The sequence below is a fragment of the Tidjanibacter massiliensis genome (genome assembly GCF_900104605.1).
Classification (GTDB): domain Bacteria; phylum Bacteroidota; class Bacteroidia; order Bacteroidales; family Rikenellaceae; genus Tidjanibacter; species Tidjanibacter inops.
This window is the reverse complement of the sequence record NZ_LT629960.1, coordinates 1,345,123-1,357,369: the sequence shown is the minus strand read 5'-3', so window position 1 is coordinate 1,357,369 and position 12,247 is coordinate 1,345,123. Positions and strand designations below refer to the sequence as shown.

At 58.4% G+C, this 12,247-nt stretch carries 7 protein-coding genes; 5 read left to right on the top strand and 2 right to left on the bottom strand.

Translation table 11 applies throughout. The features are described 5' to 3' along the window. Positions 1–60 precede the first annotated feature (60 nt). Positions 61–1,314: a WG repeat-containing protein gene (locus BQ5361_RS06725; RefSeq protein ID WP_052130988.1), complete on the bottom strand. Its 1,254-nt coding sequence runs from the start codon at positions 1,312–1,314 to the stop codon at positions 61–63. A 230-nt stretch (positions 1,315–1,544) separates the two neighbouring features. On the opposite strand from BQ5361_RS06725, the gene nadC reads away from it, so the two are divergent. From nadC to BQ5361_RS06700, 5 genes are all read left to right on the top strand, one after another. Continuing rightward, positions 1,545–2,399 (top strand): carboxylating nicotinate-nucleotide diphosphorylase, encoded by an 855-nt coding sequence (gene nadC / locus BQ5361_RS06720; protein ID WP_035472395.1) that lies wholly within the window; start codon positions 1,545–1,547, stop codon positions 2,397–2,399. 115 nt (positions 2,400–2,514) lie between these two features. Beyond that, positions 2,515–4,701 (top strand): S9 family peptidase, encoded by a 2,187-nt coding sequence (locus BQ5361_RS06715; protein WP_035472229.1) that lies wholly within the window; start codon positions 2,515–2,517, stop codon positions 4,699–4,701. Between the two features lie 176 nt (positions 4,702–4,877). Beyond that, complete coding sequence (locus BQ5361_RS06710) at positions 4,878–5,744, top strand: hypothetical protein (RefSeq protein WP_022064046.1); 867 nt, start codon at positions 4,878–4,880, stop codon at positions 5,742–5,744. A 404-nt stretch (positions 5,745–6,148) separates the two neighbouring features. After that, the gene (locus tag BQ5361_RS06705) at positions 6,149–7,618 is read left to right on the top strand and encodes a BACON domain-containing protein (protein ID WP_035472233.1); all 1,470 of its coding nucleotides are present in this window, start codon (positions 6,149–6,151) and stop codon (positions 7,616–7,618) included. Positions 7,619–7,811: 193 nt separating this feature from the next. Continuing rightward, entirely contained in the window at positions 7,812–9,281 is a 1,470-nt protein-coding gene (locus tag BQ5361_RS06700; protein WP_035472236.1) for a BACON domain-containing protein, read from the top strand. A gap of 727 nt (positions 9,282–10,008) precedes the next feature. On the opposite strand, the gene dnaK is transcribed toward BQ5361_RS06700, so the two are convergent. Continuing rightward, positions 10,009–11,931: a molecular chaperone DnaK gene (dnaK, locus tag BQ5361_RS06695; protein WP_035472239.1), complete on the bottom strand. Its 1,923-nt coding sequence runs from the start codon at positions 11,929–11,931 to the stop codon at positions 10,009–10,011. Positions 11,932–12,247: the final 316 nt, after the last annotated feature.

The window sequence follows — 12,247 nt, the reverse complement described above, 5'->3', positions numbered from 1 at the left end:
TGTTGCTCTTTTTCCGCCGTCTCCTGCTGCCCGTTCCTCTTGCCACGCCGGATACGGCTTTTACCGGTTTTCTTCTCCGCCGGCTTCCGGGATACCCTTCCGGCCGTTGTCGGAGGGTGACTCTACCGGATTGCCCCGGCGGTCGATACAGCTCCACCGGCCTGCCCGTCTGACGGCCGCCACACCGCTGCGGAAGGGCTTCAGATGGTCGTATCCGCTGCCCACGATGGCCGTGTGTCCCGTGGGGTCGATGAAGTGACGGAAGCCGCCCGTTTCCACTACGGCGAGCCCTTCGGTAAAGCGGAGAGCCGTGTCGAACAGCGGAGGGACGGTTTCGTGTCCGGCCGTTTCGTATCCCCATGCACCGTCGCGCAGGAAGGGTTCCGGTGCGGTATTTCCGGCCGGGAGCGCGTCGTTTCCGTTCGTCGCGAACCGGATGATTCCGCCGAGGGACGGAAGTGCCGGTGTCGGTGAGAGCAGGAGGGCGAGCAGACGGTAGGTGACGGCATCGCCCCGCCGTGCCGCCTCCGTGAGGGCTTTGGCATATCGCTCAGACCGGCGTGCGAAGAGCTCCGGCGGAGTGAAAAGCAGCGAGTCCGTCAGGTCGGCCCCGTCGGCGAATGAAAGGTCGGCGGCGAGTGTGCGCAGTGCTGCCGAGATGAGTGCCGCGGGATAGTCGTCGATGCTTTTCGAGAAGAAGGAGGCGTTGCGGGAGGGGTGGTTGAACTGCGGGGTACCCGTTTCGGGTGCTCCGGGCGCGTCGATGCCGGGAATGTACATGGCGTCGTAGTCGAGCAGCCGCATCGTGCCGTCAGTCCCGACCGTGATGTTCCCCGGTTTCAGGTCGCCGTGTGCCCACGGCATGGAGAGCAGTGCGGCGACCATCGCGTCGAAACCACGGGACAGGGCGGCCATTCTCTCCGTATCGCGGTGATGGAGCGCTCTCCTTACGGCGTATCCAAGCGAATCCCCGTCGGCCCACTCGGTCAGCACGGTATCGTACCACGCCCCTTCTCCGTCCGGGCCATAGATGTAGAGTTCTTCGGGTAGGTACCGGACTTCGCAGAGCAGCGGCGTCCGGCGTCCGGCGAGGTATGCGTAGAGCATGCCGTTGCGTTTTCCCGGTCGGGTGTAGCATTTCAGCGCATAGGGTCTGCCTGCGAGCCATACTTTGAACACCGCCGCATTGCCTCCTGCATAGAGCAGGGGTTCCCCGTAGGCATCGCGTTCGACGGCCGGTTCTCCGAGGGTGCGGAAACGGCCGTAAGGGTGGCATACGCTTTCGGCATATTGGGATATGGTGGGTGTGTTCATGCAGGTGGATTACCCTGTAAAGATATGAAAAATATTATAATGAAGTCTAATTATGGTATTATACTTCTTCGCTTGTCCGGGAGATTGCCGCTGTGGAAGGGGTTTTCGGTAGGTATTCCGGCGCATACCGTCACGGAACGGGGCGGTATGAAGGGAAAAAACTGCCCGGCGGTTGGTGCGGCTCGGCGGTAATGATTATTTTTGCAGCATATTGGCATAAAAGAATCGGTATGAAAAAGGAATACATTCCCTTCGTGGAGGAGCTCATCGAGCTTGCCATCCGGGAAGACATCGGCGACGGCGACCACACGTCGCTCGCCACCATTCCCGCGGATGCCCGCGGGAAGATGCAGTTGCTCGTCAAACAGGACGGTATCATCGCCGGAATCGAAGTGGCGCGGATGGTCTTCGACCGGCTCGACGGCAGCGTGGCCTTCGACCAGCGGATAGAGGACGGTGCGTGCGTGCGCCGGGGTGACATCGCTTTCTACGTGGAGGGGCGCATCCTGTCGCTCCTGCAGGCGGAGCGTATCGTGCTCAATATCATGCAGCGCATGAGCGGCGTGGCGACTCAGACGGCCGCATACGTGAAGCTGCTGGAGGGCACGCACTGCCGGGTGCTCGATACGCGCAAGACCACGCCCGGTATGCGGGTGCTCGACAAGATGGCCGTCAAGCTCGGCGGCGGCGAGAATCACCGCATGGGACTTTTCGATATGATACTGCTCAAGGACAACCACATCGACTTTGCCGGCGGCATCGCCAATGCGCTGGGAGCCGTGCGCGGCTACCTGGCCGATACCGGACGGCAGTTGCCTATCGAAGTGGAGGTGCGTTCGCTGGAGGATATCGACGAGGTGTTCGCCGCAGGGGGGGCCGACCGCATCATGTTCGACAACTTCACGGTGGAGATGACGCGCGAAGGGGTGCGTCGTATCGCCGGTCGCTGCGAAACGGAGTCTTCGGGGGGTATCCGGGAGGAGACGATGCGGGCGTATGCCGAATGCGGTGTGGATTACGTCTCGGTGGGTGCGCTGACGCACCAGATACGGAGCCTCGACATGAGCCTGAAAGCGTGCGTATAGTGCGCGGAGTCGCGGAGTATGCGGTTGTATCGGGGCGTTCCGGTGCCGCACGGCGGGCGGAGAGAGCCGTGTCGGCCGACGGGATATTGGAATTTAAGTTAATAAACAGGTTATCATGAGGAAACTCGGATTGTTGCTGGGGTTGGCCGCCGTCGCATGTACGGCATACGGCGCCTCCCCGCAGTTTACTTATGCGGATATCGCTGCCGGCAAGTTCGCGCAGCGCACCGTCGCGGGACTGAGGTCGATGGCGGACGGAGAACATTATACGGTGCTCGACAGCGGCCGGGTGGTCGTCTTTTCCTATGCGTCGGGCGACCGGGAGGGGGTGCTGGCTTCGCCGGAAGATATCGGTGCGGCATGGCAGCGCATCGCCGATTACCGGCTTAGTCCCGCGGAGGACAAAGTGCTGTTCCGTCTCGACGGAAAACCGTTGTATCGCCGTTCGGCCTACTCTTCTTATGTGGTGTACGATACAGAATCGGGTGAGGCCGCTCCGCTGCACGAGAGCGACAGCCTGCGGTATGCGGTCTTCTCTCCCGACGGGGAGCGGGTGGCCTTCGTACTGCGCAACAACATCTATGTAAAGGAACTGGCTACGGGGCGCGAGACGGCGGTCACGACCGACGGTGTACCCAACCACATTATCAACGGTATGCCCGACTGGGTGTATGAGGAGGAGTGGGGCTTGGAGGATGCGCTCCGCTGGTCGCCCGACGGGAAGAAACTCGCCTTCCTGCGGTTCGACGAGAGCGGTGTGCGCGACTATTCACTCGACCTTTACGGCCCGGACGGAAGCACTCCGGAAGACGACGTGACGGCACCCCGCTATCCGCGGCGCTTCACCTACAAATATCCGATGGCGGGCGAGGCCAATTCGGCGGTTTCGCTCCATGTGTACGACCTGGCGAGCGGACGGACGACGCATGTGGATGTCGGCCCGGAGCGCGACCAGTATCTCCCCTTCTTCGGCTGGACGCCTGCCGGCGCTCTCTGTTTCTACCGTATCAACCGGCTTCAGAACCATCTGGAAGTTTTCGTGGACGACCTGAAGGGAACTCGGAAGATGATATACGAGGAGCGTTCGGACAAATACATCGACAACATCGGCATGGGAACGGTGACTTTCCTCTCCGACGGTGACCGTTTCATCGTGAAGAACGAGACCCGTACCGGTTTTTCGCACCTTTATATGTACAGCATGGAGAGGGGTTTCCTCTATCCGCTGACCGAGGGCGAATGGGAGGTGCGCAGCCTCGTATGTGCGACGGACGAGCGGGTGTGGTTCCTCTCCAACGAGACCTCCCCGCTGCGCAACAACCTCTATGTGGTGGGGACGAACGGCAAGGGAAAACGTCGGCTCACCAAAGGTGAGGGCACCTATGCCATCGCGCCGAGCGAGGGGTGCAAATACTATATCAGCTACTTCTCCAACTCCTCGATGCCCAATACGGTGACGCTTCACGACAGCCGGGGCCGACTGCTGCGTACGCTGGAGGATAATGCGGAACTGAAGGAGTACATCGCCTCGGTAGGGTATCCGGTCAGGGAGTTCTTTACCTTTCCCGTTACCCACGAGGGGCGTCGGATAGAACTCAACTGCTATATCGTCAAACCGGCGGATTTCGACCCAGGCGGGAGTTATCCCGTACTCTTCACACAGTACAGCGGGCCGGCCTCGCAGCAGGTGCTCGACCGTTGGTTCGTGGACTGGGAGGATGCCCTCGTGCAGCAGGGCTACCTTGTGGTCTGCATGGACCCGCGCGGTACGGGCGGTCGGGGCGAATGGTTCAAGAAACTTACCTACGGGCAGATGGGGCTGCTCGAAACGGAAGACCAGATAGCCCTTGCACGGTACGTGGCCGGGCTGCCTTACGTGGATGCCTCCCGGATAGGCATATACGGCTGGAGCTATGGCGGTTTCATGTCGCTCAACTGCATTCTGAAAGGGGCCGACGTATTCAGTATGGCCATTTCGGTTGCCCCGGTAACCTCGTGGCGCTACTACGATTCGGTCTATACCGAGCGGGTGAACGGTCTGCCGCAGGAGAATCCCGACGGTTACGACATCCCTTCGCCCGTTTATTATGCCGACCGGCTGAAGGGGCGGTTGCTGCTGATGCACGGTTCTGCGGACGACAACGTCCATCCGCAGAACAGCTACAAGATGGCCTATGAACTGGTGCGGGCCGGAAAGAAGTTCGACATGATGATATATCCGGACGACAACCATTCGATGGTACCCAACGGGCGTTTCCATGTCCGGCAGAAAATGGTCGATTACTGCCTTGAGAATCTTTGACGGGCAATAGGTTGATTATGATGAAATTGAACCCTTCCAGCCGTGAGGCGGAAGGGTTTTTGCCTTTGTCGGCGGCCCGAAAAGGGAGGTGTGGCACGCATTTGGTTTAATATTTGCAAAACTCGTAAGAAAGAGAAACCATTTAGTTTCGTTAAACCAATTAAATTATCTGAATTATGAAAAGACTTTTTATCTCGCTTGCAGCCATTCTGTGTGTAGCGGCTACGGCATCGGCCCAGACCCTTATCGTGGTCGAAGAGAAACCGGTTCTTACCAACAAGAAGGGTGCCCCCATCCTTCCCCAGGCCGGCGACATGTCGATAGGTATCAGTACGACTCCGTTCTTTACCTATCTGGGCAACATGTTCACCCGTGACGGTTCCAATTCGGCTCCCACGTTCAGCAGCCTCGGAGCTGGCCTCAACATGAAGTTCTTCACGGCCGACAACCAGGCTATCCGTGCCGGCCTGACCGTTAATTTCGGGACGGACTATTATTATGGCAACCCCACGAGCAATACGGCGGCAGGCGCTACCGTCACCGACCGCATGGAGAAGAGCAACCAGGGCTTCGGCATTAACGTCGGCTACGAGTGGAGGCGCGGTTACGGCCGTCTGCAAGGCTTCTACGGGGCTCAGCTCACCGCATCCTACAACAACGTGACCACCCACTACAAGTACGGTAACGAGATGAGCGCGACCTATCCCGACCCGTGGACCTGGAACTTCAATACCGACAGCCAGGCTCAGGTCAGCGAACGTACGATAGATGTCAAGGGGTCGCCGGTCATCAGCGTGGGCGTATTCGGTTTCGTGGGCGTGGAGTATTTCTTCGCACCCAAGATGTCCGTGGGCGGAGAACTCGGACTCGGCATCGCCTATGTCAATCAGGGCGAGAGCGAGTACAAGACGCAGTATTTCGATACGGCCAGCAACAGCGTGAAGGAGAACACTGTGAAGCGTCACGACTCCACGACGCCTACCAACGGTTTCAACGTACGTACTGCGGCGACGGGCAACATCTTCCTGTCGTTCTACTTCTGACGGCGCGTTCCGAAAGTTTGATTTACCCGGTTTGCGTTTCCGTGTGAGCGGAACCGGAACCGCGGATTATACGGAGAGTGGTCCGGGCGGCATTGGCCGCCCGGATTTTTTGTGTCTTCCCGCCCGGTGGGTTTCGGTAAGACTGCCGGATGTGTTGCATATCAGTGTGTTGTGTGTTGTCCGGCATTTTGCGGCTCCTGCTTCCGGCCGGACCGCTGTTCCTATACTTTTAACGTGTGTGTGAAAAATTACATAGAGTATAAAAGATGAAAATCTTTTAACATGCTATATTATGTATTTTATATTATTTATAAGTTTGTATTGCTACAAAAAGTCATGTGTCCGGCCGGCGTGACGATTGGTGGCGTCAACTCTAAATCATTAACTCTAAAAAGAACGAAAGTATGAAGAGAGGATTGCTTTTTGTCCTGCCGGTACTTGCAGCGGCTTTTGCGGCCTGTACCACGGAAGTGAAAGAGGAGCGTCAGTTCGTGAATCTCAGCCAGGTGGTGTGTTCCTTCCATGGCGCAGGAAACGAACCGCTGGCCATCGAAGTGAAGACATCGCCGACCGAGTGGACGGTGGAGTCGGAGGCTTCGTGGGTGACGGCGGAACGTACCGACGGCCGGACGCTGACCATCACCGTGGCCGACAACGATGCGTCGGCGGAGCGGAGTACGACGGTGACCGTTGAGGCCGGGCAGGCCGTGCAGCACATCAAGGTGGTGCAGTTGGCTCCCGACAGCGAGATTGCTACCTACCGCAGGCTGGACGCCCTAGCCAACGGGGGAGTGATGTCTCCCGGCGGGAAGTACGTGGCCGGTTATACGGCTTTCATCGACGAGAGCGATGCGGCCGGGTTCCGCTATACGGTCTCTTTCATCGACCTCGATACCGGCGAAGTGACCGAAGTGGGTCCCTTCTTTAAATCCCAGTACGACTTTTTCAGTACGCAGGCCGTGACCGACCAGGGGGTGTTGTTCATCAATCTCGGTATGACCGGGGAGTGCCTGATGATAGACCTCGACGGCAATGCTTCGTTCGTAGAGCGCATCGACGGATGCGAATCGTGGCCCCACGTTTCGCGGACTTCCGAGGACGGCAGGTACTGGGTGGGGTATGTTACAGAGAGAAAAGGTTTCTACCGGCCGGTACTTTGGACCGACGGGGTGCCCGAACTGCTCCCCATGCCCGAAAAAAACTACAGGGACGAGGATTTTACGACAGGGATTCTGGGACGCGGCATCTCCAACGACGGCAGCGTCATCTACGGCAGTACGTGGGAGAACTCCGATTTCGGCATGGTCTATTGGAAACGGGTGAACGGCGAGTGGCAGGTGGCTTATGCCGGTAAGGACGTGCGCAAGGTGACTCCGGTCAAGATGATTGATGTAGAGGGAAACGAATACGACCTCAATATGGTCAATGGCCTGACCTGTACGGCGGAGCATACGAAGGTAAGCCCCAACGGCAAGTGGCTGGCCAGCATGTACCGTACCGAAACGCCTACCGAGAATAGGACGGACTGGATATTGGAGAAACGCGCCGCATTCTACAATACCGAGACGGAGCAGACCGTCATCATCGACGACCTGGGCGAATGCGTGGGGGTTGCCGTGACGGACGACGGCATCGCTTTTATCTCCGAGGGGTACGCGTTCTTCACGGGCGGCCATGTCTATGACCTGAATGCCGGCACTTATCTCGGTACCTTGCCCGAATGGGTTTACCAGCATTACGGAATCCATGTCCCTGCCTCTGCGTGGGTGCGCTATATGGCTCCGAACGGCCGTCTGCACGGGTACTATACGGTAGAGATGGCCGGGATAGGGCTGCAGCATCTGGGGTGGTATGTGACGCCTGTAGGCGAGTGATGTGAGCATGGCTTTTCATGTTGAAGCAGTTTTTTTCATAGAGGTTATTTTTGGTGTAAGGGAGGCCCGCAGACGGCGTCCGTGCGGCAGAAACGCCGGGCGCCGGAGGGGCCGGATAGCCTCCGGTCTGCTGCCGGCAGCGGGATTTCGATGACTAACCTTTTAATTCGTAACCTTTTAACGCAAAATCGAGATGAAAAAGATAGGAAGTATTTTGGCGGCGGCATTGGTTGCCGTGGCATGTTCGCCCGAGAATGAGGGCGTACAGGAGGCGTCGCTGGAGGTATCTCCCTCGCAGTTGACCTTCGGCGCGGAGGATACGGCTCCGCAGGAGATTACCGTGACCGCTGTGGGTGTGGAGTGGGAATATGTACTGCCCTCCACGGCCGACTGGATTACGGTGGAGGACGGAACGACCGGAAAACTGCTGGTTACGGTCGCCGCGAACCCGGCGGCCGAAGCGCGTACCGCCTCCGTCACCGTCCGGCCGACGGATAACGACGACGTAAAGGCCAAGAACGTGACCGTGAAACAGGAGGGCAATCCCGCTCCGGTCGTTTATTCGCTGACCGTCGAGCCGGCCTCGCTGACCTTCGGTGCGGAGGGTGCGGCCCCGCAGGAGGTGACCGTCACGACCGAGGGCGAAGGCCTTACGTGGAGTACGTCGACGGAGGCCGACTGGCTTACCGTGACGGAGAAGGCAGGCGGCTTTACGGTCTCGGCGGCCGACAATCCGGATACGTCGGAGCGTACCGCCGACATCACGGTGACGCCGAGCGAGCGTTCCGCTTCGCCGAAGGCGGTCCGCGTGGTACAGGAGGGGAAGGTGCTTCCTCCCTCGCTGACGCTCTCCTACGATGGCGGTACACTGCCCGAGGAGGGATTCACTTTGTCCTATAACGATAACAATCCGATTTACATAGATATCGAGGCCGTAAACGTGGAGTGGAACATCTCCGTCGAGTACGAGGGCGATTCTGCCGGATGGCTGAATGCAGTGAAAACGGATGAACGGGCAGTCATTCAGGTGCTTGACGGGAATGAAAACACCTCGTCCGAGGCGCGCCGCTGCACCGTGCGCATTACGGCCGATGCCGAGGGAATCGGCCCGTTTGAGATACCGGTGACGCAGGAGGGAAAACCCGAGTTCGACAGCACGCTGGCCGAGGATGTCGATTTCGGGACGCTGACGCACTCCAAGATACTGCTGTATACGGCACGTGAGGGTCAGGATTATTCGTTGTGGGATTTGGTCTTTTGGAATGAAGGATTGGAGTTCGATCTCAATTACGGCCGGTTCAACGGAACGGGCGACCGGATACAGGTGTATCTCGCTTCAGAGGCCATCGCCAAGAACGAGGAAGGGGTCTATTATCTGCCGGAGGGTACCTATGAGGTGGTCGATAACTTCTATTCCGATAGTGCCTTGTATGTGCCTTTCAACATCAGCGGCGGATACAGAACACCGTATGCGCAGTCGCATACGTGGTTTATACGGCAGGTCGACGACACCGTCACGGGCGACGCCTGCATCACGACCGGCACCATGACGGTGAAACGTACCGGCGAAACGTACAACATCTCGTTCGATTTCGGCAGCGATGCGCTGTACAGCGTGAAAGGTTCGTTCGAGGGGACTTTCGATATCGTAGGAGTTTACTGATTGTTCGGATGTGCGACAACCGGCCGGCCGCGGGCGGCACGCGGCGCAGGCCGTTTCATAATGACCGGAATTGACAAATAGAGGTTTTTACCAGGCCGCACACGCCTGTCCGGAGGGTCTCGCACCTTTCGGGCAGGTTTTTTCATGTCCGGGGTGATGTTTCGTGTTTGGGGCGATGGGGTTCGGAGGCCGGTCGTCTTTTCCTGTTCGGGCCGGGTGTACGGTGTGCGGGCCGGTGTTCGGGCTCGGAGCGCTGCGGCCGGGAAGAGCCGGTTTGTACGGGCAGCGGTGGCAGGAACGGTTTGTGCCCCGTCGGGCAGAGCTGGAGAAGAGCTGAAAGACACGGGGCGGGGCGTCGGGTATGACAGGGCAGGGCCGTATCGGAGTGGATGAGGACAGACCGCATAGGATGCGGTGGAAACGAATGGCTCGGAAGGCATGGCACGAATGACTTTTCGTCGGGGCAGGATTGCTTTTCGGCGTGTCGCTATATGCTCCGTCGTGTCGTTACGGTGGCATAGGGGCGATTCAAAAGGTTTGTCGCAAAGGATTTTGCATCGGTGAGGATTCATGTGCTCGGTCGGAGCATGTTCCGGCAGACGTTGCGCGGGCACGGAAAACGATAAAAAAAGAGACAGGCCGCAATGACCTGTCCCTTTTCGTCTAATCGTTTCTATGGTTACGGAGTCCCTCTACCGTCCGCAGACGGCCGGGCGTATCGTCCGTCTTATTTGACCTCTTCGAATTCCACATCGGTCACGCCGCCGTCGTTCTGGCTGCCACCCGCATTGTTCGGTGTACCGTGCTGCGTTCCGGCATCCTGTGCACCCTGTTGTGCACCGCCGGCCTGCTGCTGGGCTGAATACATATCCTGGGAAGCCGCCTGCCATGCGTCGTTCAGCCGCGTGGTAGCCGAGTCGATGTTGGCCACGTTGCCTGCGGCGTGTGCGGCTTTCAGTTCGGCCAGCGCACTTTCGATGTTGGCCTTCTTGTCGGCCGGTATCTTGTCGCCGTACTCCTTGAGCTGCTTCTCGGTCGAGAAGATGAGGGTGTCGGCCGCATTCACCTTGTCCACCTTCTCGCGCTCCTCGCGGTCGCGGGCCTCGTTGGCTTTCGCCTCGTCGCGCATCCGCTGTATCTCCTGTTCGGTAAGCCCCGAGGAGGCCTCGATGCGGATGTTCTGCTCCTTGCCCGTACCCTTGTCCTTGGCCGATACGTTGAGGATGCCGTTGGCGTCGATGTCGAAGGTCACCTCAATCTGCGGCACACCGCGCGGTGCGGCGGGGATGCCGTCCAGATGGAACCGGCCGATGGTCTTGTTGTCGCGTGCCATGGGACGTTCGCCCTGCAGGATGTGAATCTCCACGGAGGGCTGGTTGTCGGCCGCAGTCGAGAAGACCTCGCTCTTGCGGGTAGGTATCGTCGTGTTGGCGTCGATAAGCTTGGTGAAGACGCCGCCCAGGGTTTCGATACCCAGCGACAGCGGGGTGACGTCCAGCAGGAGCACGTCCTTCACTTCGCCCGTCAGTACACCGCCCTGTATAGCCGCGCCGATGGCTACCACCTCGTCCGGATTCACGTTCTTGGAAGGCGTCTTGCCGAAGAAGTCCTGTACGACCTTCTGGATGGCCGGAATACGGGTGGAACCGCCCACGAGGATAACCTCGTCGATATCCTTCGCCTGCATACCCGCATCCTTGAGCGCCTTGCGGCACGGCTCGATGGTGGCCTGTATCAATCGGTCGCTGAGCTGTTCGAATTTGGCCCGTGTCAGCGTCGTGACCAGGTGCTGCGGAATACCGTCTACCGGCATGATGTACGGCAGGTTGATTTCCGTCTGCGTGGAGCTCGAAAGCTCGATTTTCGCCTTTTCGGCAGCTTCTTTCAAGCGCTGCATCGCCATCGGGTCCTTGCGCAGGTCGATGTTGTGATTCTTCATGAACTCCTCTGCCAGCCAGTCGATGATGACGTGGTCGAAGTCATCGCCGCCCAGATGCGTGTCGCCGTTGGTCGATTTTACTTCGAAGACGCCGTCGCCCAGCTCCAGAATGGAAATATCGAACGTACCGCCTCCCAGGTCGTACACGGCTATCTTCATGTCCTTGTTGGCCTTGTCCAGACCGTAAGCCAGCGCGGCGGCCGTAGGCTCGTTGATGATACGGCGTACCTTCAGACCGGCGATTTCGCCCGCCTCCTTGGTGGCCTGACGCTGCGAGTCGGAGAAGTAGGCCGGTACGGTGATGACCGCCTCGTCCACCGTGGTACCGAGGTAATCTTCCGCCGTCTTCTTCATCTTCTGGAGAATGATGGCCGAAATCTCCTGCGGAGTATATTTACGCCCGTTCACCTCCACGCGCGGCATGTTGTTCTCGCATACCACCGTGTAGGGGACGCGCTCGATGTCGCCTTTCACCTGCCCGCAGTTCTCACCCATGAATCTCTTGATGGAGAAGATGGTGTTCTTCGGGTTGGTGATAGCCTGCCTTTTGGCCGGGTCGCCCACTTTGCGCTCGCCGCTGTCGGTGAACGCCACGATGGACGGGGTGGTGCGGTGCCCCTCGCTGTTGGGTATCACAACGGGTTCGTTGCCTTCCATTACTGCTACGCAGGAGTTGGTTGTTCCTAAGTCGATTCCGATAATCTTTGCCATAATTGATATATTGTTTTAGTTATTTCTTTAATTTCCGTTCGTCTTACCGTTTCGGTTTGTCCTGAGAACTTCAATCTTTATGCCAACCGCGCAAAGTCCCGTGAAACTGACAAAAAGGAGGTGGCATGTCAGTCCCGCTGCCAGAAAAGGTGACATGCGGACTGTCACCGGCAGACTAAACCGTCCGCTCCGGCGTTCTTATGGATGAAGACCCGGAATACTCCTCGGAAGGGCGTGTTGCACGGCTGTTAATTATGAATGACAAAAAAGATACGTTTCATTTTTTTAGTCCGGAATTTTTTGTTATCTTTAAATC

Coding starts and splice junctions, on each gene's coding strand:
- dnaK (WP_035472239.1), bottom strand. CDS start 11,931: ATGGCAAAGATTATCGGAATCGACTTAGGAACAACCAACTCCTGCGTA.
- BQ5361_RS06715 (WP_035472229.1), top strand. CDS start 2,515: ATGAGGAAACTCGGATTGTTGCTGGGGTTGGCCGCCGTCGCATGTACG.
- nadC (WP_035472395.1), top strand. CDS start 1,545: ATGAAAAAGGAATACATTCCCTTCGTGGAGGAGCTCATCGAGCTTGCC.
- BQ5361_RS06710 (WP_022064046.1), top strand. CDS start 4,878: ATGAAAAGACTTTTTATCTCGCTTGCAGCCATTCTGTGTGTAGCGGCT.
- BQ5361_RS06725 (WP_052130988.1), bottom strand. CDS start 1,314: ATGAACACACCCACCATATCCCAATATGCCGAAAGCGTATGCCACCCT.
- BQ5361_RS06700 (WP_035472236.1), top strand. CDS start 7,812: ATGAAAAAGATAGGAAGTATTTTGGCGGCGGCATTGGTTGCCGTGGCA.
- BQ5361_RS06705 (WP_035472233.1), top strand. CDS start 6,149: ATGAAGAGAGGATTGCTTTTTGTCCTGCCGGTACTTGCAGCGGCTTTT.